This is a genomic window from Rufibacter sp. XAAS-G3-1, from assembly GCF_013623775.1.
Lineage (GTDB): Bacteria > Bacteroidota > Bacteroidia > Cytophagales > Hymenobacteraceae > Nibribacter.
In genome coordinates, this window is record NZ_JABFAM010000012.1 from 37084 (window position 1) to 61519 (window position 24436).

At 52.3% G+C, this 24436-nt stretch carries 18 protein-coding genes; 11 read left to right on the plus strand and 7 right to left on the minus strand.

Annotation, left to right across the window (positions count from 1 at the left end):
- Positions 1-67: 67 nt before the first annotated feature.
- From HHO50_RS14555 to HHO50_RS14570, 4 genes are all read right to left on the minus strand, one after another.
- Positions 68-904 carry a DUF4249 domain-containing protein gene (locus HHO50_RS14555; protein ID WP_181306800.1) on the minus strand — a complete coding sequence of 279 codons (837 nt, stop codon included), beginning with the start codon at positions 902-904 and terminating at the stop codon, positions 68-70.
- Complete coding sequence (locus tag HHO50_RS14560) at positions 904-3141, minus strand: TonB-dependent receptor domain-containing protein (protein ID WP_370457605.1); 2238 nt, start codon at positions 3139-3141, stop codon at positions 904-906. The genes HHO50_RS14555 and HHO50_RS14560 overlap by 1 nt, the downstream gene beginning before the upstream one ends.
- A gap of 549 nt (positions 3142-3690) precedes the next feature.
- Positions 3691-5556 carry a peptidase M61 gene (locus HHO50_RS14565; protein WP_181306801.1) on the minus strand — a complete coding sequence of 622 codons (1866 nt, stop codon included), beginning with the start codon at positions 5554-5556 and terminating at the stop codon, positions 3691-3693.
- Between the two features lie 185 nt (positions 5557-5741).
- Positions 5742-8162: an ABC transporter permease gene (locus tag HHO50_RS14570; RefSeq protein WP_181306802.1), complete on the minus strand. Its 2421-nt coding sequence runs from the start codon at positions 8160-8162 to the stop codon at positions 5742-5744.
- 597 nt (positions 8163-8759) lie between these two features.
- Between HHO50_RS14570 and HHO50_RS14575 the strand changes: the two genes are divergently transcribed.
- Positions 8760-10136 carry a sigma-54 dependent transcriptional regulator gene (locus HHO50_RS14575; protein ID WP_181306803.1) on the plus strand — a complete coding sequence of 459 codons (1377 nt, stop codon included), beginning with the start codon at positions 8760-8762 and terminating at the stop codon, positions 10134-10136.
- On the plus strand, positions 10126-11520 hold the full coding sequence (locus HHO50_RS14580) for a PAS domain-containing sensor histidine kinase (protein ID WP_181306804.1): 1395 nt from the start codon (positions 10126-10128) through the stop codon (positions 11518-11520). The genes HHO50_RS14575 and HHO50_RS14580 overlap by 11 nt, the downstream gene beginning before the upstream one ends.
- A 158-nt stretch (positions 11521-11678) precedes the next feature.
- Here HHO50_RS14580 and trxA read toward each other — a convergent pair whose 3' ends face one another.
- Complete coding sequence (trxA, locus tag HHO50_RS14585; protein ID WP_181306805.1) at positions 11679-11987, minus strand: thioredoxin; 309 nt, start codon at positions 11985-11987, stop codon at positions 11679-11681.
- 187 nt (positions 11988-12174) lie between these two features.
- On the opposite strand from trxA, the gene HHO50_RS14590 reads away from it, so the two are divergent.
- The 9 genes from HHO50_RS14590 to HHO50_RS14630 all read left to right on the plus strand — a co-directional run bounded on the left by HHO50_RS14590 (position 12175) and on the right by HHO50_RS14630 (position 21322).
- On the plus strand, positions 12175-13383 hold the full coding sequence (locus tag HHO50_RS14590; protein ID WP_255478753.1) for a lipase family protein: 1209 nt from the start codon (positions 12175-12177) through the stop codon (positions 13381-13383).
- Positions 13384-13649: 266 nt separating this feature from the next.
- Entirely contained in the window at positions 13650-14099 is a 450-nt protein-coding gene (locus HHO50_RS14595; protein WP_181306807.1) for a sterol desaturase family protein, read from the plus strand.
- A 29-nt stretch (positions 14100-14128) separates the two neighbouring features.
- Positions 14129-15025 carry a MerR family transcriptional regulator gene (locus HHO50_RS14600; RefSeq protein ID WP_181306808.1) on the plus strand — a complete coding sequence of 299 codons (897 nt, stop codon included), beginning with the start codon at positions 14129-14131 and terminating at the stop codon, positions 15023-15025.
- Between the two features lie 658 nt (positions 15026-15683).
- Positions 15684-16199: an RNA polymerase sigma factor gene (locus HHO50_RS14605; RefSeq protein ID WP_181306809.1), complete on the plus strand. Its 516-nt coding sequence runs from the start codon at positions 15684-15686 to the stop codon at positions 16197-16199.
- Positions 16200-16341: 142 nt separating this feature from the next.
- Entirely contained in the window at positions 16342-17850 is a 1509-nt protein-coding gene (locus tag HHO50_RS14610; protein WP_181306921.1) for an NAD(P)/FAD-dependent oxidoreductase, read from the plus strand.
- Positions 17847-18701 (plus strand): phytoene/squalene synthase family protein, encoded by an 855-nt coding sequence (locus HHO50_RS14615; RefSeq protein WP_255478754.1) that lies wholly within the window; start codon positions 17847-17849, stop codon positions 18699-18701. Before HHO50_RS14610 ends, HHO50_RS14615 begins: the two co-directional genes overlap by 4 nt.
- Positions 18701-19231, plus strand: a complete 531-nt coding sequence (locus HHO50_RS14620) for a hypothetical protein (RefSeq protein WP_181306810.1) — start codon at positions 18701-18703, stop codon at positions 19229-19231. Before HHO50_RS14615 ends, HHO50_RS14620 begins: the two co-directional genes overlap by 1 nt.
- A gap of 94 nt (positions 19232-19325) precedes the next feature.
- Entirely contained in the window at positions 19326-20171 is an 846-nt protein-coding gene (locus HHO50_RS14625; protein WP_181306811.1) for a 4-hydroxy-3-methylbut-2-enyl diphosphate reductase, read from the plus strand.
- A 437-nt stretch (positions 20172-20608) separates the two neighbouring features.
- Positions 20609-21322 carry a fatty acid desaturase gene (locus HHO50_RS14630; RefSeq protein WP_181306812.1) on the plus strand — a complete coding sequence of 238 codons (714 nt, stop codon included), beginning with the start codon at positions 20609-20611 and terminating at the stop codon, positions 21320-21322.
- 219 nt (positions 21323-21541) lie between these two features.
- On the opposite strand, the gene HHO50_RS14635 is transcribed toward HHO50_RS14630, so the two are convergent.
- Together HHO50_RS14635 and HHO50_RS14640 are read right to left on the minus strand one after the other, a co-directional pair.
- Positions 21542-23416: a M1 family metallopeptidase gene (locus tag HHO50_RS14635; protein ID WP_181306813.1), complete on the minus strand. Its 1875-nt coding sequence runs from the start codon at positions 23414-23416 to the stop codon at positions 21542-21544.
- 506 nt (positions 23417-23922) lie between these two features.
- On the minus strand, positions 23923-24273 hold the full coding sequence (locus HHO50_RS14640; protein WP_181306814.1) for a heavy-metal-associated domain-containing protein: 351 nt from the start codon (positions 24271-24273) through the stop codon (positions 23923-23925).
- Positions 24274-24436 lie beyond the last annotated feature (163 nt).

Here is a 24436-nt window from a genome sequence, read left to right on the forward strand (position 1 = left end):
GCCCCTACTGGGGAACTGTGTTTTTCGCTTGTTTTTGCGAAAACAGACGAAACACACACCGAAAACCTTATTTGATGATGATCTCCTTTGTCTGGAAATTCAAATGGGTGAAGACCCCAAAGCCGCCGGAAACGGTTGATTTGATGGTGACGGGTTGGGCGAAAGGGTTGCCGTTGGCGCTGCGGGCATCTTCTACGCTACTCACAAACTCTGAATAGGCCTCTTCCATGTGAAACAGTTTGATGGTGAGGGTATCATTGCGGTCAAAGCGGTAGGTGGTGTTGTAGGTGATCTTTTTGCCGTTGCGCAGCCGGTCGTTCACCTCGGCGTCTAGCTGGCTGTCAGTCCCGCTGCTGTCTTTTTTGTGGGCCAGAAGCCGGTAGAAATTCTTTTGGGCCGGGTCATCCTGCCAGCGCACCAACAGGTAAGCTTCCTGGCTTTCCTTGGGTTTGTCATTGAATTTATAACCCACGCTGTCAATGGGCACAGGAGGCAGAACCGTGGTGGAGCCCACCAGTCTCCGTCCTTTGGCATCGGTGATCAGGAGTTTGAAGACATCGCCGGGCACGGCCCTTACCCTGCGGCGGTTGTAGTGGGTGTACACTTTCTGGTTTTCCGCATCCACCAGCAGGGTGTCTTCCAAGACCACCGGTGCCTCGTTGTTCTTGGTGATGGTCACGGTAGCGCCTTCTACCATGAGCGCCTCTGGGCCCGCAAAATAGCTGGAGGACTCCTGTAAGGCCAGTCTCATGGGTTCGCCGTTCACCAGGTAGCATTCCACCACCATCTGGGGCGGCAGGTTGGGCAACTTTACCTCAATCTCCTGCTCCATGTCACAGGATGACAGCAGGCCCATCAGTGCCAGTAAAAGCAGGAAAGGGCGGTAGCTTCGTTGTAAGTCCATCAGAATTTAAAGTTGTACGTAATGGAGGGGATTACCGGGAACAGAGAGACCTGTTTGGCCACAAACCCGGTGATCTCACTTGTTTCGTCTTCCCGTATGGTTTCAAAGAAGACAAAATACGGGTTGCGGCGGTTGTAGACATTGTACACGCTGAAGGTAAGGTCAGACGTGCCGCGCTTAGGCCGAAGTTTGTACACCAAGCCTATGTCCATTCGGTGGTAAGCCGCCAGGCGGAACGAGTTGCGCTCTGGGTACACCGGTATCACGGTATAGTCTTCGCCGGGCACATCCTGGAAGATAAAACGCTGCACCGGCAGGGAAAAGGCATTGCCGGTTCCGTACACAAAGGTGGCCGTGGCGTGAATGCGTTTGTTCACCTCCTGAATGGCTACCACCGAGAGATCATGCCGCCGGTCAAAGCGGGTGGGGAAGGTCTTGCCGTTGTTAATGTCTGGGAAGGTGCGGTTAGACCAGGAAAGGGTGTAGCCGATCCAGCCGGTGGTTTTGCCTTCTTTCTTTTCCACGTAAAACTCCTGGCCGTAGCTCTCGCCGGTACCAAACACAAATTCCTGCTCCAGCTCATTGTTCCCGAAGATCTGCGCGCCATCGCGTAAATCCAGTTGGCGGGTCATTTTCTTGTAATACGCCTCGGTGCTGAACAGGTATTTGTCTTTGTATAGTTTGGTAAGCCCCAGCGTGAACTGGTCAGAGCGTTGGGGCTTTACGCCGGGGCTGGACGGGTACCAGATATCGGTGGGAAGCGAGGCCCCGGTGTTGGAGATAAGGTGCACGTACTGAAACATGCGCGTGTAATTGGCCTTGAGGGTAAGCGTCTCAGAGAACCGGTAACTGGCGGCGGCGCGGGGCTCCAGGCCCAGAAAGTTCTTGCCGTCATTCAGGAAACCAGACAGGCGAAGGCCGTAGCTCAAAGTGAAAACCGGACTGAACGACCAGTCATCTGAGGCATACAGACCATATTCCTGCCCTCGGTAATCATTGCCGGCCCCCACGTTCACAGACCCGTCCTGGCTATCGGCTTCCAGCCGACCTACCGTAAACTGGTGGTCGGTGAGGGCCCCGCCAAACCGCAGGTGGTGTTTGTCTGAAGCGATGTATTCAAAATCTGACTTGAGGGTGAGGTCTGTGATGGTAGACGTGAGGCTGAACGAGAAGATATCCAGTTGGTTTTTGATCTCGTACTTGTAATTAGACGCCGAAAACGTGTTGTTTACGAAAAAACGGGGCGAGAACTGGTGCACCCAGCGTGCCGAGCCCACCCGGTTTCCCCAGTTGAAATTGAAGTCAAAGTTCTCATCGCCGAAGGTGAAAAAGTCGCGCCCGTAGTACCCGCTAATGAAAAGGCGGTCGTTGGGCCCCAGTTCAAAGCTGGCTTTGGCGTTGAAGTCATAGAAGTAATAATCTGGGATGGGGCTCCAGTCTGGGTCACTTTCCTGCGTTTTGTTGATCAGGCGGGTGAACACATCTACGTACGTGCGGCGGCCCGAGATCAGGAACGAGGACTTGTCTTTCTGAATGGGCCCTTCTACTGACAGGCGGGACGCAATCAACCCGATTCCGCCGGTCACGTCGTATTCCTTCCGGTTACCGTCGCGCAGTTTCACGTCCAGCACGCTGGAAAGCCTGCCGCCAAACTGGGCCGGAAAACCGCCTTTGTACAGTTCCACGCCCCGCACCGCATCTGGGTTGAACACGCTGAAGAACCCGAACAAGTGGCTGGGGTTGTACACCAACGCATCGTCTAAAAGCACCAGGTTCTGGTCAGAACTTCCGCCCCGCACAAACATCCCGCTGCTGCCCTCACCGCCACTCTGAATGCCGGGTTTTAGCTGTAAGGTCTTGATGATGTCCACTTCACCAAACAGTGCCGGTAACAGCTTCGCCTCCCGGGAAGAAAGCGTTTCCATGCTCATCTGCGGCGTGGTGAGGCGCTCCTGAAACGTGTTCCGCCCAGCTTCCACCACTACCTCGCCCAACTGGTTTGCGTTCTCCTGCAGTTCCACGTTCAGGCGGGTGTTTCTGGTGAGCACCACTTCCCTGGTCAAGGTATGGAACCCGATGTAGGAGAACTGAATCTGGTAAGTGCCCGGGGTCAGCGACAACGTGTAGGCCCCGTTGGTATTGGTCTCTACGCCGTTGGTAGTACCCGCCACCGCTACAGTAGCCCCAATCAGGGCTTCGCCGGTGGCCGCAGAACGCAGCGTACCACTAAGCGACACCCGGTTTTGCGCGTGGGCAAAAGTTATTGACAGGAAGCATAAAAGCAGGAAGAACAGAGTGAGTAGCCTGGTTACCGGCCACCGGCCAGGTAGGTATCTGTAGAAAAGATGCACGCTTGAGAGGTCAGATTTAAAACATAACGCCTAAACTACTCAGATGTTTTCAGCGAACCAGATTTACAGATACGGTTAGTACGCTGGCAAACAATAAAGTAGCCTTGGCAGGCTAGCTGAAAGATACTACAAAAACGTGAACTCGGGAACTGAGCGGTTCACTTAGCCGAAGAAGTACCATCTCACCGTCTCCCTGTTCTTCTTGCGTCCTGTCTGGGGGCAGGCCAAGGGAGCGGGCTTCTGGGTTTAGGCCCCGTTTTCCACAAAACAGCTTCAAAACGCGGAAAACACCCCGGCCGTTTCTGGGCTGTTTTGAAGAAAACAGCCCAGAAACGGCCGGGGTGTTTTCCTGTACTAGTAAAAAAAAGCCGTGCCCGTTTCTGGGGTGTTTTCTCAAAAACAGCCCAGAAACGGGCACGGCAGAAAGGAGAAAGCTTACAGGCTAGAGTACAGCCAGGCTTGTCTTAACGAGAGTTGCGCAGGCGTGGCCTTGGGGTCTGGCGTGAGCAGGTGAGAGACTGGTTCTTCGGCGGCAACCAGGTTGGCTTTCAGTTCTACCGGCTTTACGGTGCCGCTGGCGTCTTTCCGGCCTACGGTAATGGTGATAGGGCTGCCTTCTTGGCCGTTCATGACGTGTTTGTTAATCATGTCAGTAAAGTTGCGCAGGTTCAGGTCTTCGCCGTTGATCTGCCAGAGTTGGTCACCGGCCTTGTAGCCCATTTGCTTGCCGAACGCGTTCAGGTTCTCCACGCTGGCTATCATCAGGTGCCCGGAGGCCTGGTCATACCCAAGGGTAGGTCTGCCCAGCGAAATACGTCTCTGGGTGCCCTTTGGCTGGTACGTGATGCCCACCTTCCTGAATATTTCTGAGTACGGCAGTGGCTCATTGCCTTCTACGTGCCTACGGAAGAAATCTCTGATCTCTGGGAAGGTGAGCGCGGTGATTTTATCAAACAGCTCCTCGTCTCTGAACGACTTGTCCTTGCCGTAGGTCTGGCTCAGGTCTTTCATCAGGTTCCGGATGCCGTATTTCCCGTTGGAAAGCTCCCGCAACCTAATGTCCAGCGCCATACCAATAAGGGCTCCTTTCTGGTACACGTTGCCGTACTCTTTCTCGTGCTTGTCCAGCGCGCCTAAGCTGAGTTCAGTGAAAGAAAGAGCGTCATTGTACTGCTGTTTAGAGGCGATGATCTTGTTCCGCAACTCCGTCAGGAAATCAGGCAACTCCGTGAGTTTCTGGTTCACCTGCACGTGGTGCGCAAAGTATTCGGTCACGCCTTCGTACATCCAGAGGTGCTTGGACATCTTGGGGTTGCTGAAATCAAAATTCCCGATTTCCTCTGAATGAATGTTCAGCGGCGTCACAATGTGGAAGAACTCGTGCGCCGAGATATTCTGCACCTGCTCGGCCAGCATAGCGGGCGGCATCTCGGGGAAATAATACACCGAGGAATAGGAGTGCTCCAACGCGCCGTACGCGCCGGTGCGGTTCTGCTTGTTGTCAATGTAGATGAGGAACGCGTATTTGTCTACCGGCAAGGTGCCGCCCAGATAGGCTCTCTGCGCCTCCAGAATGGGTTTGATGTGCTCGGCCAGGTTCTTAGAGCGGGCTCCGCCCCCGGCGGCGTACGTGGAGATCAACACATCGGCGTTGCCTACTTTGAGCATGGCCGTGTCTGGGCGGCTGTACAGCATGGGCGCATCTACCAGGTCATTGTAGTTCTGCAGCAGGTACGTATCTGAGGTAGGCGTAGTGCTGGCAGTTCTAAGAGCAGTGGCCCCGTAAAAATCCTGCGGTTTGTTGACCGTGATCTGGTAAGGTGCCTTGGTCAGGTTCGCGAAATACCCGAAGAAGCCGTGCGTATTAATCAAGAACACCTTGCCTTCCTCAATGTCGGTGGCCGCTGGTTCAAACACAATGTCTTCTTTCTTGGGCGTGTCCCAGGTGTCATCAACCAGATAGGTTAGGCGGGCCAGCTTCTTGGCTTTCTTTATTTTCCAGGTGTTCTGGTCTAAGCGCTCTACGTCCAGTTTCTTGCCTTTTTTATCAAAGGCGTTGAAGTCAGAAACAAACTTCCCGAAATCATAGACGGCATAGGTACCCGGCACCATCTTGGGCATGTGGTACAGGACTTCGTCTTCCTTGAATTCTGGGGTGAGAAGCGTGACCTGTAATTTGTCGTCTTTTACCTGGGCCAGATCTACTGAGAAACGGTACGCAGGGGTGGCATGATTTTGCGCCAGCAGGGGGGAGTGCAGGAGAGCGGCGAACGCCAGCGCGGTCAAAGATTTTTTGAGCATATAATAGTTGTAAGTAGCGGTGGTTGCTTAGAAAACGAAAGTTAACGGGTTTAGGTGTCTTTTCACGAAGAAACCGGGGGTACCTCCCGTGAAGGGCTGTTTTGCCTACTTCTTAGTCGTAGCGGATGCCGAAAACTTACAGAATGGTTTTTGCCCTGTTTCTGGAAAAGAAGCCCTAAATCAGGCTATTCGCTCCGCAAAGACTTTACCGGGTTCAGAAGGGCGGCTTTGGCGGCCTGCAAGCTCACGGTAGCCACGGCAATGGCTAGAGAACCAACTCCGGCCATCAGGAAAAGCCACGGACTCAGGTTCACCTGATAGGCAAAATCCTGGAGCCAGTTCTTCATGCCGTACCAGGCCACCGGCGAGGCAATGAGAATAGCCAACAGCACCAACAGCGCAAAATCCTTTGACAGCAGCAGCACAATCTCCCCCACGGTGGAACCCAGCACCTTCCGGATCGCGATTTCCTTTGTGCGTTGTTCGGCGGTGAAAGAGGCTAGCCCAAACAAACCCAGACAGGCAATCAGGATGGTAAGTGCTGCGAAGTAGCCGAAAATGGTCAGCATCTTTTCCTCGGCCTGGTACTGCCGGTTGAAGTAATCATCCAGGAAAAAGTAGTCCATGGGGTGCTTGGGGGCAAAGGCATTCCACTTCTGTTCCAGGAAAGCCAGGGTATTTCCCAGGTGCTCCGGCCGGATTTTAGCCAGCAGGTACCCGTTTCCTTCCTTGATGGGAACAATCATCAACGGTTCAATGGGGTTGTGCAGCGAGGCGTAATTGAAGTTCTTGGCTACCCCAATCACCTTGGCGTCATAGTCGGTGACCTGCACCCGTTTGCCCAGGGGATTTTGCCAGCCCAGCCATTTGGCCCCCGCCTCGTTCACTAGCACGGCTCCCTTCGCATCAGAAGGAATCTCTTTCTGGAACGTACGGCCTTCTTTGAGTTCAATGCCCATCAGTTCCAAAGCATTGTAGCTCACAAACATCACGTTCATGGTCTTATCGGTTTCTGTGCCAAATTCGTCTTCCACCAGCATCAGCAATCGTGACAATTTTTCCCCCGGAATGTTGCCCGAGGTGGCAACCTGCAAAAGATTTGGGTTCTGGGTCAGTTCCTGCATGACCACCGGCAGACGATGCAAGGTAGCAGAGTCCACTTTGGGTACCTCAATGGCGACCACCTGCTCTTTGTTGAACCCCAGGTTTTTGTCTTTCAGGAACTGCAGCTGGCTGTAGACAACGGCGGTGCCGATGATTAAAACCAGGGAAATGGTGAACTGCACCACCACCAAAGACCGCCGAAGCCAGGCATTGCTGCTCCTGGGGTTCTTGTCAGATTTCAGGACTTCCGCCGGTTTAAACCCAGACAGAACGAAAGCCGGGTAGCTGCCCGCCACCAAACCCACAAACAACAGAATGACCAATACCAGCAAGGCAAAGTTGATATTGAGGAAAGAAGAGAGGGTAAATTCTTTGATGGTGAGTTGGTTGAAGACGGGCAACGATAGCTCTACCATAGCCAACGCCAAAACCAACCCCAACAGCGTGATTAAGATGGATTCTCCCAAAAACTGCCCAATAATCTGACTTCTATGCGCACCCACCACTTTCCTGAGGCCCACTTCCCGGGCGCGCTTGGCAGAGCGGGCGGTAGCCAGGTTCATGTAATTGATGCAGGCAATGAGCAGGATAAACACCGCCACCACCGAGAAAATGTACACGTACGAACGGCTCCCCGAGGGGCTAATATCGGTCTGGAAATCATTGCTGAGGTGAATCTGGGTAATAGGCTGCACGGACAGTTCCATGAACGCGGAAATCTGGTTTTCCTTCATCCAGGGCACCGCCCGCCGCTGCACCAAATCAGTTAGCTTTTGCTCAAAAGCGGGCAAAGAAGCGGGGTTGTGGAGGGTGAAATAGGTGTAATAGCTAAAGTGAATCCACTCGTTTTCCATAGCGGCAATGGTGGTGGCATCTTTCCCGGCCCGCTCTGCTTCATCATGGGTAACCATGGAAAAGAAGGCATTGGCTACAAGGTGGGAGTGCTTTTCGGGTTTGAAGACGCCGGTGACGGTATACTGGTTTTTGCTGAATTGCAGCGGTTTGCCCAAAGCTTGCTCCACTCCCCCGAAGTACTTCTGAGCCAGTTCCTCTGAAATCACAATGGTCTTGGGAGCCTTGAGCGCCGTGGCCGGGTCACCCGCTAAAAAGGTAAAAGGCACCACCTGGAAAAAGGTGCTATCGGCATAAAACAGGTGGTCTTCCAGGAATGGTTGCTGGTTTTTCCAAACCGTCTGCTTGCCAGCTTGGGCAAGGCGGGCTACTTTCTTCACCTCGGGAACCTCCCGCCGCAGGTGATCCGCCAAAGGTTTAGGGGACAGCGAAAAACGATCATCCGTACCATGGAAGTTCACGCGGCTCACCACCCGGTAAATGTGCCCGGCATTGGGGAAGTTGCGCTCATAGGTCAGCTCATGGCCCACGTACAGAAAAATAAGCAAGCACGCCGAAATGCCGGTGGCTAACCCGATGATGTTAATGGCCGAGTACGCTTTGTGGCGCAACAGGTTCCGCCAGGCTATTTTGAGGTAGTTCTTGAGCATTGCCTAAAAGTTCTGAGTCTATAGTTCTGAGTCTTAAGTTAGGGAAAGCGCGGGTTCGTTTTAAGCCTGTTTTGTCAAAAGTAGGTCTAAAATGGAAGGTTTTCATCGCTGACAATTCGGGCGGTGGTTCGGGTTCTTGTCTATCTGAATAATCCTGGAAGGTTGGCCCCAACTGCCCGCCCGCGTCAGTAGCAGAACTGAAAGGAACCTCAACTCAGGACTTAAGACTCAGAACTTTTTTAGTTTAGCATAGGTCTGTTTTGGTGCTGATTTGAGGAAAATAGCCTTAAAAGGGTGCTTTGTCAGCTTGGCTAAGAACCTGTATCACCATTGTCTGAACAAGTCAAATGAAGTGCCAAAAGAGGTAAGTTGTTGACTGATAGTTTGTTTTAAGTGAGGCTAAGCTTTGGTTTGCCTGAAAGTGCACGGTTCCGTACATTTATTCGTCTGTAAGCGTACACCGCTTCTACCTGAACTACTTTTTAGTTTAAGCTAAGTTTCTGAAAAACAGGCTGTAAACACGACTTGGGTAGTGGTTTGGCTAGTATGGCACCCTACTTGTGACTGCCCGGTATTCACCTTAGAACACCTTTGCCCATGAGCAAAATGACCTGCCGCATCTTGATTGTGGACGACCAGGAAGACATCCTTACCGCCGGACGCATTTTTCTGAAACAGCACTTCTCACTGGTGCGTACCGAGATCAATCCGCAGCGCCTGCCAGACTTGCTCCAGAAAGAGCCTTTTGATGTCATTCTGCTGGACATGAACTACACCGCCGGGGCCACCTCTAGCCGCGAGGGGCTGGAACTGTTGCAGAAAATCCTGGAAGTAGACCCGCAGGCGGTGGTGGTCATGATGACGGCCTACGGCGCTATTGACTTGGCCGTGCAGGCTCTGAAACTGGGGGCTACCGATTTTGTGGTGAAGCCCTGGCACAACGAGAAATTGCTGGCTACCATGATTTCAGCGGGTAAGCTGCGGCAGTCCACCTCAGAAGTACAGCACCTGCGCACGAAACAGCAACACCTGAACCAAACCTTGAACGAGCCCGGTGTGGAGTTGATAGGTTCTTCGCCCGCCATGCAGCGCGTGTACCAAACCCTGGAGAAAGTGGCCGCCACAGATGCCAACGTGCTCATTTTAGGCGAGAACGGCACCGGAAAAGAGGTAGCCGCCCGTTTGTTGCACCGCCTCTCGCTCCGCGCCAAAGAAGTGTTTATTCCCGTTGATTTAGGCGCCGTCACCGAAAGCTTGTTTGAGAGCGAACTGTTCGGGCACGTGAAAGGCTCCTTCACTGATGCCAAAGAAGACCGCGCCGGGCGCTTTGAAGTCGCCTCCGGCGGAACGCTGTTTCTGGACGAGATTGGCAATTTAAGTCTGCCCTTGCAGGCCAAATTATTGACGGCGTTGCAGAGCCGCGTGATCACCCCGGTGGGTTCTAACCGTCCCCGTCCGGTGAACATCCGGTTGGTAAGTGCTACCAACATGCCGCTGTACGAAATGGTGAAACAAGGCCGTTTCAGGCAAGATTTGCTGTACCGCATCAACACCGTTGAAATCCATCTGCCTCCGCTGCGTGAACGGAAAGAAGACATTCAGCCGCTGGCCGAGCATTTTCTGGCTTCTTTTTCCAAAAAGTACCAAAAACCCAATCTGCGCCTGGAGAAGCCGGTGCTGCTGAAGATGCTTAACTACTCCTGGCCGGGCAACATCCGGGAACTGGAGCATACCATAGAACGTGCCGTGATCATGTGCGAACCGGGCCAACTGCACCCCTCAGATGTGTACCTCGCGGAACCTTCGGCCCATGCTTCTGTCACGCTCGAAACAGAGGCTACCCTCGGGAATGTGGAGAAAACCCTGGTGCAGCAAGCCTTAATGAAGCACAACGGCAACATTACACACGCTTCTAAAGAACTGGGAATCACGCGCACCGCCTTGTACCGCCGGATAGAAAAGCATGGTCTATAAGTACTTCAATGTGCGGGTGGCGTTGCGGGTGGTACTGTTGTCGCTCACGCTCTTAGCGGCGTTGTACGTGGGGCTTCGGCATGCCTGGTACATCTCGTTGTTCTGCCTGTTGGTGTTGGCTCTAGGACAAATGCTGGCGTTGATTGAATACGTGCAGCGCACCAACCGCGACCTCATCCGTTTCCTGTCGGCCATCCGGCATTCAGATTTCACCCAGCGCTTTACCGTGGAAGGCGCGCCGGCGCAGTATCGCGAGCTGCACCGCATGTTCAATGACATCACGGGAGCCTTCGCCCGCATAAAAGCCGAAAAAGAGGTTCACCACCAGTATTTGCAGGGCGTAGTGGAACACCTGCGCATTGGGCTCATCACGTTTGACGCCGAGGGCCACGTGCAGCTCATGAACAAGGCCGCCCACCGCCTGCTGGATGTGCCTTTCCTGCAGAACCTGCATTCCATTGAGCGCCTTTACCCGGCCCTGGCCGAAGCGGCTTTTGCTGAACCCCACCACGAGGCCCGCCTGATTCGGTTGCGCCAGCTTACCGAGGAGGTGCTGTTGACCGTCCATGTGACGGTGTTGCGGCTCAAAGGGCAGGAAGTCAGGATTATGTCGTTTCAGAACATCCGCTCAGAGATGGAGGCGCAGGAACTGGAGTCCTGGAAAAAACTGATAAGCGTGCTCACCCACGAAATCATGAATTCGGTGACGCCCATCATCTCGCTTACTTCTTCTATCAGTGACCTGGTGCAGTCTGAGTTGACTCCTGTCACCCAGGCGGGGCATTTGGAGGAAGACACCATGGAAGACCTGCAACTGGGCTTGCGCACCATTGAAAAACGGACGCGCGGCATGCAGCACTTCGTGGAGAATTACCGCCGCCTGACCCGGGTACCGCCCCCGCATCTGGAGGAGTTATCGTTACAGGCCCTTTGCGGCCACGTGAGTCGTTTGGTGGAGCCTCAGATGAGAAGCAGGCAGATTCAGTTCACCGTTCAATTGCCAGAGGAACAACTGTGGCTTTCGGCCGATGCCGAGCAACTGGAACAGGTGCTATTGAACTTACTGAAAAACGCGATGGAAGCCTGTGAGGTAGTAGAGCAGCCTGTTGTCACCCTTCGGGCCGCTCTGGATCACAAGCTGCCGCATAAGGTGAGAATTGAGGTGATAGACAACGGCCCCGGTCTGGAAGCCGAGTCGCAGGAGCAGATCTTTATTCCTTTCTACACCACCAAACCCGAAGGCTCCGGCATTGGCCTCAGCTTATCGCGCCAGATTGTGCGGCAACACGGTGGTGTCCTCCATGCTTCTTCCATTCCCTACGTCCAGACTACCTTCCACCTGACCTTGCCGCTTATCTCTACCAAGGAGTTGGTAGGGGGTTAATTGCTGATGGTTAATAACCGACGTGACGCCATCTTGCCGGTGCGTGTCACGAGACTCTGCCCGCTCAAACGGCCTCGTAGTGCGCGCAGCTCCTACGAGTGTCTGCGCCCAATGCGGTTTCCGGCCCGTTTTCCCTAAAACAGACCTAAAACGCTTGTTTACGGCAGATGCTGCTGCACTACTTGGCTCAGTTGGTGCGCGGGCACCACGCCAGATTGCCGCCAGAGTTGCTTGCCCTGGTGGAACAGCAACAGCGTGGGAATTCCCTGTACCCGGTATTGCTGCGCCACCGCCGGGTTTTTGTCCACGTCAATCTTAATCACTTTCAGTTTCCCCTCGTATTGCCGCGCCACCTGTTGCAGAATGGGCGACATGGTTTTGCAGGGGCCGCACCAATCGGCGTAAAAGTCTACCAGCACCGGCATGCCCGGACTGTTGATGATTTCCTGGAAAGATTTCTTAGCCATGGCTATTACTTGGATGGTTCCTGCAAGTATACGGAAAAAGTCAATTATCGGTAAGGAAGCCTGCGTAAACTAACCGGTGCGTTTTAGGCGTTCTTTCGCGAAATAATGCCCAAAACAGCCCAGAGACAGGAACTTTACCGTCTGGCAAATCCTTACTAAAATGAAATTAACCAACAGCTCTACAACTTTGAAAACCATCTTTTTATCTATACTGCTGGCCATTTCTTCCTGGTTTTCCTCTTGCAAGGAATCTGAGGTAATGGAGCAGACCCCGGTGCAGCAAACCGAGAAAGACCTCTTGGTTTCTGCCGAGAAACTAACCACTATTCCGGCGGCCGGTTTAAAGGAGATTGCCGCCTCTAACGGCAGGTCTGAACTAGCGGCCCTGATTAAGTACGATGTGGATGTGTACCGCCTGATTTACCTGACGCAGTACAACGGGCAGGAAATTCAGGCTTCGGGGTTGATGGTGGTGCCTTTGAACATGACGGCACCGGCCCCCATCCTGAGCGCGCACCACGGCACCACCTTTGACCAGAAATATGCGCCCAGCAACTTCCAGGTAACGTCGTTGACGGGCTTTGAGCCGTTTGGGGCTGCCGGCTACCTCACCTTGGTGCCCGATTTTATTGGCTACGGCGTTTCCAAGCAGATTTTGCACCCGTACTATGACGCTAAACACTCCGGCACCGCCGTGGTGGACATGATTAAAGCAAGCAAATCTTTCTTCCAGAAGAACAGCATCAACGCCTCTGACCAATTGTTTCTGGCGGGTTACTCTGAAGGCGGCTACGTAACCTTGGCTACGCAGAAAGAGATTGAGGAACACCCAGAGCACGGCCTCACCGTGACTGCCTCGGGCGCAGGGGCAGGGGGCTACGACCTGGAGAACATGTTGGGGATGGTGTTAAGCGGAAAGCCCTATGAGTATCCGGCCAACCTGGCCTTCATCTTGCAGGCCTACAACAAAACCTACAACTGGAACCGTCCTTTAACTGATTTTTTCCAGGAGCCTTATGCCACCCGTATTCAGGAGTTGATAGACGGCACCCGTACCAGCAGTTCCATCAATAGTGCCCTGGCCAAAGAGCCGGCCAAGCTGTTCAACCCTACGTTCCTGACAGCCTTACGCGGTGATGGGGAGCAGGCTTTGAAAGCGGCCTTAAAAAGAAATAGCCTCAGCAGTTGGGTTCCTAAAAGCCCCACCCGCCTTTACCACGGCACGGCCGATATTATGGTGCCGTATGTTAATTCTGAGGTGACTTTTAACGCCATGAAAGCCGCCAATGCGCCTAACCTGAAGTTTATCCCGGTTCCGGGGGGCGGACACGGCAGCAGCCTGGAACCCATGATCAGAGATTTGATTCCCTGGATGGAAAGCCTGCGGAACCTGTAATCCTCAGCCCTTTTGTAAAAACTCCCCAGTCTTTTAGCTAAGGCTGGGGAGTTTTTTTGTGGCCCTCCCAAGCATCTTTAGAAACGGGGAGTGATTCCAGGGAGTTTTCGCGAAAACAAACCCAAAACAGAACCAGTGCTTTGTGTGTAGCTTTGGGAAAACCATTTCAGGTCTCATCCGGCAGTTTTCGTCTCCAAATGCGCTGCTTTTCCGTACGTCATTACAGATCATTTTAAACAATTGGCAAACCTACTGGTTGAAAGAGTATGCTGACGAATGCGGCGATAGTAATAGGAATCTTTGTCACGATGGAACTGGTGGCGTGGGCGGTGCACAAATACGTGTTGCACGGCTTTCTGTGGAGCATCCATAAGTCGCACCACACCAAGCACAACCATCTCTTTGAGCTCAATGATGTCTCCTTTGTGTTCTACGGGGTCATTGCGGCCCTGTGCTTTATCTACGGCACAGAAACGCTGGACTACCGTTTCTGGATTGGGGTGGGCATTTCGCTGTACGGCGCGGCTTACTTTCTGGTGCATGATCTGTTTATCCATCGGCGATTAAAGCTGTTCGGGAAAACGAGAAGCACCTACCTCCGGGCCCTGGACATAGCGCACAAAGTACACCACAAAGCCAAAGGGAAAGACAACTCAGAGTCCTTCGGAATGCTCTGGGTTCATCCTAAATTCTTTCGTATCGCCCGGAAGCGTTAACTTTACGTTTCGTTTCTAAACTCTCTCCTGTGGCGCATTACTCTATTAAAGAGTTAGAGCATTTGTCTGGCATAAAGGCCCATACGCTTCGTATCTGGGAACAGCGGTACCAACTGCTGGCCCCCAAACGAACCGCTACCAACATACGGTTCTATGACGACGCCGACCTTAAGAACCTGCTCAACGTGGCTTTGCTGTACCAGGAAGGGTATAAGATCTCCAAAATCGCCAACTTTACGCCAGAGCAGATTGCCCTTGAGGTCATCAAAGTAACGCAAGCCGATCTGGGCCAGGATCAGTTCATCAACCAACTGATTATTGCCATGGTTGAGCTGGACGAGGGCCTGTTTGAGCGGGCGCTGAGCCGGGCGGTGTTGCAACTGGGTTTCCCCCATTCTGTGCAGCAGGTTATTTACCCGTTCCTGAACAAAATAGGGCTGCTATGGCAGACGGGCAATATCACCCCCGCCCATGAGCATTTTATCAGCCAGCTCATCCGGCAGAAAATGCTGGTGGCCATTGACGGGCAGCGGCTGAACCCACTGCCAGATGCCCCCAAAATCCTGCTGTATCTCCCCGAGGGTGAATTGCACGAATTGTCTTTATTATACAGCCACTTCCAGTTCAGGGCGATGGGGTTCCGCACCCTGTACCTGGGGCAGCATTTGCCATTGGAAGACCTGGTTAAAGCCTCGCAGCAGTACCAGCCCCATTATCTTTGTTCGGTCTTCACTACCGCACCCACCCGCGAAGACGTGGAAGAATACCTGCGGCAAGTGCTCCAACAGTTACCAGACGTTCAGTTGCTACTCAGCGGCTACGTCTTGCACCCCCAGCCCCACAACTTGCCCCCAAGAGTCAGGTATTTTGAGACCCTGGAAGAGTTCGCGCAATGGCTCTCGGAGTGTAGGCTAGTGCCTGCCTGATCTGCTTTCGGGAGCATTATTTTTCTACATGCCCGTCCATACCCCTTTCTGCGCCAGTTTTCCAGAACCGGAGCGTATTTGCGCCTTCCTCTACGCAATCTAACACTCGCTCGCGGGACGCCAGCGAGTGGAGTCATTTCAAAGGACAGTCCAGCCTGTTTTCTTTGTTTTAGGCCTATTTCTATAAAACTGCCCCAAAACGAATAATCCTTGTACTTAGCACTTTAGTGCTGGTTTGTTTAAGGTTATGTTATGGCTGTTAAACAAAGTTTGTTTTACTAACTTTCTGTTTTCCTAGTTTACCGTGAACCCAGGAATTGAGAGAGGCTTTAATGCCAGCAAATATTACTCAGTTACGCCAAAGCACCTATTCAACGCAGATTCTCCTCTTAAGGGAAGAATCTGCGCTTAGCACGGCCATACGGGTGGGTAGTGAGCCAGACAATTCTTGAAGTGCCGTTAGTTTACAGTTTTATATCACCGTTTTTAGCTTGTTTTAGCAAAACCAGCCTGAAAACAGGGGGTAGAGGGGTGTTTCCTTCCCCAATTGCTGAAATGCTTTTGTAAATATTTTTTCAAGATTTGTTCAGCAAAAGTTAGCTATAGATTTCAGTAATTCGTATTATTGTTTAATGTTTGTTTTTAAACGTTAAACAAAATGACTGCACCAGAGTTTACTTCCATTGTGGAGCGCATGGCGCCTACCCTTCGTCCAGCTGCGTACAACCTGACCCGTGATAGTGATGATGCGAAGGATCTGGTGCAGGAGACTCTGCTGAAAGCCTTCGTGAACCGCGACCGGTTTAAGGCGGGCACCAACCTGAAAGCGTGGCTGTACACCATCATGCGCAACACGTTCATCAATCATTACAACAAGGTAACCAAGCGTTCCAGCTCCGTAGACACCAACGACTACATCCAGACGCACCCCGCAGATGACCGGATGATTGCCGTGAACGGCGCGTCTGGGGAATTCGCCCTCAAGGACATCTATGCCGCCATTGACCATCTGCCCGAGGAGCTGCGCACTCCTTTCATGATGTACTATGTGGGCTACAAGTACCTGGAGATTGCCGAGAAACTGAAACTGCCCATTGGCACCGTCAAGAACCGGATTCACCTGGCCCGCAAAGAATTGAAGCAGGAACTGAAAGGATACGACTACGCCGATTAACGTTTAATTTCTTCAATAGGATTATAAAAGGTTCAAAGCTGGATTATGCTTAAAAAAGAATGTATCTTGTTTCGGTCATTAACCAGTTTTGCCAGTATAAGTACCTACAACAAGATTGTCCATTCATTTTGATGCTATCCACATGCAGGGTCTTCCCAGAAAAAAAGTAATTGTCATTGGGGCCGGGTTTGCCGGGCTAGCGGCCGCCGCCAGTATGGCGCAGGCCGGGTATGCAGTTACCCTGTTGGAGAAGAACGAAGTGGCCGGTGGGCGGGCGCGCTTATTCAAAGCCGAGGGCTTCACCTTTGACATGGGCCCCAGCTGGTACTGGATGCCCGACGTTTTTGAGCAGTTTTTCCAGAAATTCGGCAAAACCACCGCAGATTACTACCGCCTGGAACGCCTTGACCCTTCTTACCAGGTCTTGTATGGACGGCAGGATGTCATGGAGTTGCCCGCGGGCATGCCTGAGTTGGAGGCGCTGTTTGAATCACTGGAACCAGGGTCGGCGGCGAGACTGCGCACGTTTCTCAAGCAGGCTGCTTATAAATACGAGGTAGGCATCAATAACCTGGTGTACAAACCCAGCCGCTCGTTCTCAGAGTTTCTGGACGTGAAGCTGCTGGTAGATGTGCTGCGGCTGGATGTCTTCCAATCCATGCACAAGCACGTGCGCAAGTACTTCAAGCACCCAAGATTGATTCAGTTGATGGAGTTTCCCATCCTGTTTTTAGGAGCCTTGCCCCAGAACACGCCCGCGCTGTATAGCCTCATGAATTACGCCGATATATCGCTGGGCACTTGGTACCCCATGGGCGGCATGCACCAGATAGTGGAGGGCATGGTGGCCCTGGCGCAGGAACAGGGCGTGGACATACGGTTAGGCGAGGAAGTGGAAAGGCTGGAGTTGCAGAACGGCGCCATCACCCAAGTCATCACGGCAAAAGGCGCGTACGTAGCCGACGTGGTCATTGGCGGTTCTGATTACCACCACCTGGAGACCAAACTGCTGCCCCAGGAATCCCGCAGTTATACAGACAAGTACTGGGACTCCCGCGTTATGGCACCATCGTCACTTATTTTTTACCTGGGGGTAGATAAAAAGCTAGACGGGCTACGCCACCATAACCTGTTCTTTGACGAAGATTTCGGGCCGCACGCCCATGAGATTTACACGCAACCGGCCTGGCCCAAGAAACCGCTGTTCTACGTGTCGGTGCCGTCCAAAACAGATCCAACGGTAGCGCCGGAAGGGAAGGAGAACCTGTTTATCCTCATTCCGGTGGCCCCGGACTTGCCGGACACCCAGGAAACCAGGGAGCGCTATTACCACATGGTCATGGACAGGCTGGAGCAGATCATTGGGCAGGAAATCCGGAGCCATGTCATATATAAGCGCAGCTACGCGCATAAAGATTTCATAAAAGATTACCACGCCTTTAAAGGCAATGCCTACGGACTGGCCAATACGCTGTTACAGACGGCGGTACTGAAACCCAGCCTGAAAAGCAAGAAAGTCCGCAACTTGTATTATACCGGTCAACTGACCGTTCCCGGCCCCGGTGTGCCGCCTTCCCTCATCTCGGGGCAGGTAGTGGCCGCCGAGGTCTTGAAAGAATTCGCCCCGCAGGAAACCACCCTAACGCTATGACCAAGATTTCAGCGCCCATGACCCTGTTTGACAACACCACGCTGGAATGCAGTAAACTCATTACGCAGCGCTACAGCACGTCTTTTACGTTGGGCATTAAAACGCTGCACCCCCGGTTCCATGATCCCATTTACGCCATCTACGGGTTTGTGCGCTTCGCCGATGAGATTGTGGATACGTTCCACACGTATGATAGGGCTGGTTTGCTGGAGCGTTTCCGGCAGGAGACGTACCAGGCCCTGGAGGAGAAAATCAGCCTGAACCCGGTGCTGCACGCCTTCCAGATGGTGGTGAACCAGTACCGCATTGATCGGGAGTTCATTGACGCCTTCCTGCACAGCATGGAGATGGATCTGTTTGACCAGAAGTACAACTGTGATCTGTACGAGGAATACATCTACGGCTCGGCCGAAGTGGTGGGGCTCATGTGCCTGCGCGTTTTCTGCGAGGAAGACGAGGCCATGTTCAATCGCCTGAAATCCTCGGCCTGTTCTTTGGGGGCGGCGTTCCAGAAAGTGAATTTTTTGAGAGACATCCGCAGCGATTTTCAGGATAGGGGCCGCGTGTATTTCCCGCAGGTAGATTTCCGGTCGTTCTGCAACAAAGATAAGGAAGAGATTGAGCGTGACATCCAGCAGGATTTTGATGATGCCTATAAAGGAATCATCGCCTTGCCCAAGGGGGCCCAACTGGGGGTTTACCTGGCCTACATCTATTATTTGAAGCTATTCAAGAAAATTAAACAGCTGCCCGCCGCCCAAATTTTGGCAGAACGCGTAAGAGTGCCTGATAATACGAAGTTGGCTTTGCTATTAAGTTCGTATATTAGGTACCAGTTTAATACCATGTAATGCAGATAATCGCTACGCTTCTTTCCTTCTGTTTCTTTCTGCTGGCGTTTCAGCAGAAGTCAGATCCGTATTCCCATACTTCTCTGTTGAACTATTACCAGACGGCCACCAAGAGCGAAGAGACGGCAGCGCGGTTTATGGCGCTCATGGACAAGTACCAGGGAAAAGACCCGCTTAAGCTGGGGTACAAGGCTGTTTCGCACGCCCTTATGGCCAAACACGTCTGGAGCCCCTATGCCAAGCTGAAATACCTGCGCCAGTCTTCTGAGATTTTTGAGGAGGCGGTGGCTTTAGATAAACTAGACCCCGAGGTACGTTTCCTTCGTTTTTCCATTGAGCACTACATACCCCGGTACCTGAACATGAGCAGCCATTTAGAGGATGATAAAAGGGTTTTCATGGCCGCCATCTTAAAACATCCGCGCTCCGGCATCTCGGCCGAAACCGTGAAGATCATGCGGGATTTCCTGCTGCGCAAAGACTTGCTCTCTGCGCAGGAGCAACAACAGGTGGCAAATCTCAGCCTGTAAACATTTGCTCTCTGTAGCTGCTGTTTACATAGGTTTTAGAGTAAAAAGCAGGAGTACGCACAAACAATCTGGTAGAAGAACTTGTTTAGAGGTTATGCGTCAGCTACAGGTACATATTGATTCAAGTTCAGGCTTTTGCTTCGGGGTAATCTATGCGATTCAGATGGCCGAAGACCTTTTGGAGGAACAGGGTTACCTGTATTGTCTGGGCGATATTGTGCACAACGATGTAGAGGTGGAACGCCTGCAGAAAAAAGGGTTGCGCATTATCAACTATGAAGCGCTCAGTACCCTGCGCGATGAATGTGTGCTCATCAGGGCGCACGGCGAGCCGCCGTCTACCTACCAGATCGCCATGGAAAATAACCTGACCCTGGTAGATGCCTCTTGCCCCGTGGTGCTGAAACTGCAGAACCGCATCAAGACCTCCTTTGACAAAAAAGACCAGATCTTTATCTACGGCAAGCACGGCCACGCCGAAGTATTGGGTCTGTTGGGCCAGACCAACAACGAAGCGGTCGTGTTCGAGAACCTGGATGAGTTGCTCCGCCACGAACTGCCCCAGAACATTACGCTCTACAGCCAAACCACCAAAAGCACCGACAGCTTTTACCGCATTAAAAACGAACTGGAAACCCGCGGCTATTCCGTAGCAGCCAACGACACCATCTGCCGCCAGGTGTCTAACCGCGACAAGGAGCTGCGGCGCTTCGCCCAACGGTTCGACAAGATTGTGTTCGTCTCCGGTACCAAGTCGTCTAACGGGCGGGTCTTGTACCAGGTCTGCAAAGACACCAACCCCAATACCTACTTCGTGTCTATGGTAGAAGAACTCAACCCCGAGTGGTTTGAGGCCGGAAACACCATTGGCATCTGCGGCGCCACCTCCACGCCCATGTGGCTCATGGAAGAAGTGCGGGATGCCTTGTTGACGTTTTAGGGGTAAGTATCAAGTTTCAGGTATCAGGTATCAAGATAGAGATTGGAGAAGATGCCTGGTTTTTGGCCTTTGGGGTAAACCTACTATAGCGCAGATTTACTTCCGTGACGTGTTGCAGTTCGTTAGTCACGGAAGTAAATCTGCGCCATAGAAAGATAACATTACGTTGTCTTTCTCCCTTGTTGGTGTTCTCACCCTAGCCGTCTGGCTAAGGAGAAGCGGGGGCATTTCCCCTTGCACAAGTACCTCGTTACAGGGTGACGAGGCTACATGGCCGGTTATTCCGTAGCGACGTTACACGGTAACGTCGTACACATTCCTGCGTTATGGTGTTATCACCACCAAGTACTTGTAAGAACAGTCCCTGCGCTTATCAAACAGAGTGATCACAAAGAGTGGTACCTTCGTAAGTATAGGATCATCAGAGTAAATCCGTTTTGAGCCAGTTTTTCAAAAAACATACCGGAATCATCATTGCCATCACCATTCTGCTGACCTGGGGGAGTGTGCTCTGGTTTCTGCTGCACTGGGAAGTCAACTTTTCTTCGCCGCTAACTTACCTGGCGATGCTGGGGATGACGCATCTGTACACAGGCCTTTTCATTACCGCCCATGATGCCATGCACGGCGTGGTTGCGCCTGGTAACAAGAAGCTGAACACGTTCATTGGCACCTTTTGCGCAGGGTTGTTTGCCTACAACTACTACGGCCGGCTTTACCCCAAACACCACCTGCACCACCGCCACGTGGCCACCGACCAAGACCCCGACTACCACGGCGGCAACTTCTTTCTGTGGTTCTTCAGCTTCGCGCGGCAGTACATCACAGTGGTGCAGGTGCTGCTCATGGCGGGTACCTATCATCTGCTGCAACTCTGGTTCCCTATGGAGAACATCATTCTGTTTTGGATGGTACCGGCGGTGATGGCTACTTTTCAGCTATTCTACTTCGGGACGTACCTACCCCACCGGGGCGAGCACGACCAGGACAACCGGCATAAATCTTCTACCCAAGGCAGAAACCACCTGTGGGCTTTTATCAGCTGTTATTTCTTCGGATACCATTATGAACACCATGACAAACCGTATTTGCCCTGGTGGAAGCTTTATCAGGAGAAAGACCGGTTGGTAAAAGGGCAACAATCGTTTTGAGCCTATTTTAAGGAAAACAGGCCAGAAAAGGAAAGCCGCTTTAAGAGAGACATCCTTCACTTTAAGCGGCTTTTATATGATAAAAGACCAACAGTAAATGCTCATCCTCCTGAAGAATACTGTGGGCGTACTAGACAGGCTCTGAACAAGCGCTACTACCGTTCGCTGCCAAGATTCTTTCAGGAGGACAAAGTGTATGTGCTAATGTGAAAAGAAGCATTACTTTACCACATACACATTGTCCCTCGGGTTAGAATCTGGCACATAGGTGCCTTTCAGTTCCAACTTTTTGACGACTTTCTCGGGTTTGAAATCTACCTGAACCGAAGTGTTTCCAGTCTCCCACACAGACACGTTACGATGGATTTTGGAGGTGGTATTATCAGCGTAGGTGATTACCAGCTCTACCGGGACGGGTTTGGTGCCTTTGGCCTGCACGGTGACTTGGTACTGCCCGGCTTGCTGCTGTACGTTGGCAATGGCTAGGTCAGGGTAGCCTTCGTCAAAGAACCAGCGTTTCCAGAACCAGTTGAGGTTGCGGCCCGCGCCAGCGTTCATGGCATTGAAGAAGTCCCAGGGCAGGGGGTGTTTGCCGTTCCATTGCCGGATGTAGTGGTGCAAAGCTTTGGTGAAAAGCGCATCGCCCAGCATCTGTTTTACATACAGGTAACCCAGGGCCGGTTTAGGGTAGGAATTCAGGAAGAAAGGTGCGCCGTTCTGTTGCGTGGTCAAGGTCATGATGGGCATATCGGCCTCGGTGGCGGCCATCTGGGCATAGGGGGCCACGCCGTAATCATCTACTAGGGTAGGTTCAATGATGGAAGAGATAATCCATTCGCCAAGAGTGGCCCAGCCTTCGTCCATCCAGCCGTACTTGGTTTCGTTGGTGCCCATGTAGAACGGGAACATGGTGTGGAAGATCTCATGGTCAGTGAGGGTGATGGCGTCCTCGCGGGTTTTCACGGGATTGTCGTTCACCATCATGGGGTATTCCATCTGGTCCAGCCCATCAAATACGGTTTCGTGGGAGTAGGGGAAGGGCCATTGGGGGAACGTGTAGCTCATGGCCTCCACGGTTTTGCGGGCAAAATGGATGACTTCCTCAAAATCATGGTGGGCGGGGTTGTAGGCCACATCTACGCGGGTGCGACGTTTGGTTTTGGGGTCTACCACCAGGCTGGAGGAGTTCCAGAGGTAATGGTCTGAGGTCGCGAACGCAAAATCCACCACGTTGTCTGCCTGGAATTTCCAGGTGTTGCGGGCGTTCTGGGCGGTGATGCCCTGGCGCTTCAGGTCGTCTTTGTCAATAATGGCGATGATGGCGTCTTTCTTTTCGGCATTCTCCAGGCGCTTGGCGTATTTCTTCGTGAGCACTTCCGAGGCATTTTTCAAATCACCGGTGGCCCATACCACAAAGTTCTTCGGAACGGTAATCTCGGTGTTGAAGGAGCAGAAATCGTTGTAAAACTCAGCAGGCCCCAGGTACGGTATTCGGTTCCAGCCGTCCACATCGTCATACACGGCAATGCGCGGAAAGAAATAGGCCACGAACGCCGCACCCAATGAGTCTACCTGCCCGGTGCGCATGTGCGAACCGGCGTTTAGGATGTAGTTGTAGGCGATGGAGAATTTCGCCTTCTGTTTGGGCGGAATAGGTTTGACGCGGAGGGTGAGATTAGTGGCATCAATGCGGAGTTTCTGTACCTCCTGCGGTTCCTGGTTCACGCTGAAGCGCTCAATCTGCACGCCTTCACTCACATCCTCGGGGGCAATGCCGCTGGCCCGGGGCGCTCCTTTCTGGTACAGGTTGGGGTAGAGTTTGAAGACAATCTGCTTGAGCGTATCGGGGCTGTTGTTGGTGTAGTCAATGTCTACGGTTCCGGCCAGTTTTCGGGAAAATGGGTCAAAATCAATCTTGATGGTGTAGTCGGCGGTATTTTGCCAGTAGCTTTTGCCGGGAGAACCGTCCTGGCTTCGGGTGCCTTTCTGGTAAGCGGCCGCGATGTTGCGGGGCATGGGCAGTTGCTGCTGGGCGAAGGCGCTGGTGCTCAACGCCAGCAAAGCACAAAGAAGGAGTTGTTTTGGGGTTCGCATTCAGTGGAAAGTAGCAGGTAAGAACGTCACGCTAAAGGTAAGGGCTTTCTCGCACCGGCCGTTGTAACTCAAGTGATTTTCCTTTGGGCCGATGAAAAGAAAAATGGATTTGGGCCTGTTTTCGCCAAAACAGGCCCAAATCCATTTACTTACCGGTTTGTGGGGCATGCCAGGCCCAAAAATGATGGTTTCATTGTCATACTTTTGAGTTGAATGGCATGTGAACCGAACATGAAATGATAGGTGAATTTGAGAGAGAGCTGATTTCCCATTGACCCATTTAAGTAACAGGACAAATCAAGCTATCTCTTCCCCTGGCAAGAGGGAAAAATAGATAAGTACGCGAGTATGCGGACAAAATTGGTTTGACTTGCTTTTCTTGTTGTCCTGCTGCTTAGCAACTGTTTCTAGCCTGTTTTTGAAAAAAGAGGCGATAAATAGAGACAGCTAAAAACAAAAAAGCCTGCTGGAAGGCAGGCTTTTTAAGATAGGAGGTAAGCTAAACATTAGTGAACAGCGTCTTTCTTGCAGCAGGCATCCAGACGGTCGTAGGCACGTGGGGTGGCCGGAGAGTTATCGGCATCGTAGCCCAGTTCGTTCACGGCTTTCTTGATTTTGTCAAGAGACGTTTTCTCGCCGTTGTAAGATACGGTCAGTACTTTAGAGTCTACATCCAGGGTGGCTTTGTTCACGCCTTTCTCATAGGCCAAGCCTTTTTCAAGCGTGGCTTTGCACATGCCGCACACCGCCGAGGTTTTGATTTTCACTTCTTCACCTTTCTTGCCGCCCTGCGCAAAGCCAACAGAGGCCAAACCGGTAAGTACCAAAGAGAGCATCCAGATTTTAAGAGTTTTCATGGTTGAATTTTAAAAGTTAAGTTATGGGTTAAAAGTAAATTTCTTGCTGAGGGATTACCGCCTGTTTTACCAAAATCAGGCCAAAAACGCCGCTTGCTTTAGTTGTCAGTTGTTAGTTTTCAGTTGTTAGATTGAAGCGTTTTGTATAGGGGCTCATTTCATA

Coding starts and splice junctions, on each gene's coding strand:
- HHO50_RS14565 (WP_181306801.1), bottom strand. CDS start 5,556: ATGCTCAAAAAATCTTTGACCGCGCTGGCGTTCGCCGCTCTCCTGCAC.
- HHO50_RS14575 (WP_181306803.1), top strand. CDS start 8,760: ATGAGCAAAATGACCTGCCGCATCTTGATTGTGGACGACCAGGAAGAC.
- HHO50_RS14570 (WP_181306802.1), bottom strand. CDS start 8,162: ATGCTCAAGAACTACCTCAAAATAGCCTGGCGGAACCTGTTGCGCCAC.
- HHO50_RS14595 (WP_181306807.1), top strand. CDS start 13,650: ATGCTGACGAATGCGGCGATAGTAATAGGAATCTTTGTCACGATGGAA.
- HHO50_RS14610 (WP_181306921.1), top strand. CDS start 16,342: ATGCAGGGTCTTCCCAGAAAAAAAGTAATTGTCATTGGGGCCGGGTTT.
- HHO50_RS14625 (WP_181306811.1), top strand. CDS start 19,326: ATGCGTCAGCTACAGGTACATATTGATTCAAGTTCAGGCTTTTGCTTC.
- HHO50_RS14620 (WP_181306810.1), top strand. CDS start 18,701: ATGCAGATAATCGCTACGCTTCTTTCCTTCTGTTTCTTTCTGCTGGCG.
- HHO50_RS14605 (WP_181306809.1), top strand. CDS start 15,684: ATGACTGCACCAGAGTTTACTTCCATTGTGGAGCGCATGGCGCCTACC.
- HHO50_RS14580 (WP_181306804.1), top strand. CDS start 10,126: ATGGTCTATAAGTACTTCAATGTGCGGGTGGCGTTGCGGGTGGTACTG.
- trxA (WP_181306805.1), bottom strand. CDS start 11,987: ATGGCTAAGAAATCTTTCCAGGAAATCATCAACAGTCCGGGCATGCCG.
- HHO50_RS14640 (WP_181306814.1), bottom strand. CDS start 24,273: ATGAAAACTCTTAAAATCTGGATGCTCTCTTTGGTACTTACCGGTTTG.
- HHO50_RS14555 (WP_181306800.1), bottom strand. CDS start 904: ATGGACTTACAACGAAGCTACCGCCCTTTCCTGCTTTTACTGGCACTG.
- HHO50_RS14615 (WP_255478754.1), top strand. CDS start 17,847: ATGACCAAGATTTCAGCGCCCATGACCCTGTTTGACAACACCACGCTG.
- HHO50_RS14635 (WP_181306813.1), bottom strand. CDS start 23,416: ATGCGAACCCCAAAACAACTCCTTCTTTGTGCTTTGCTGGCGTTGAGC.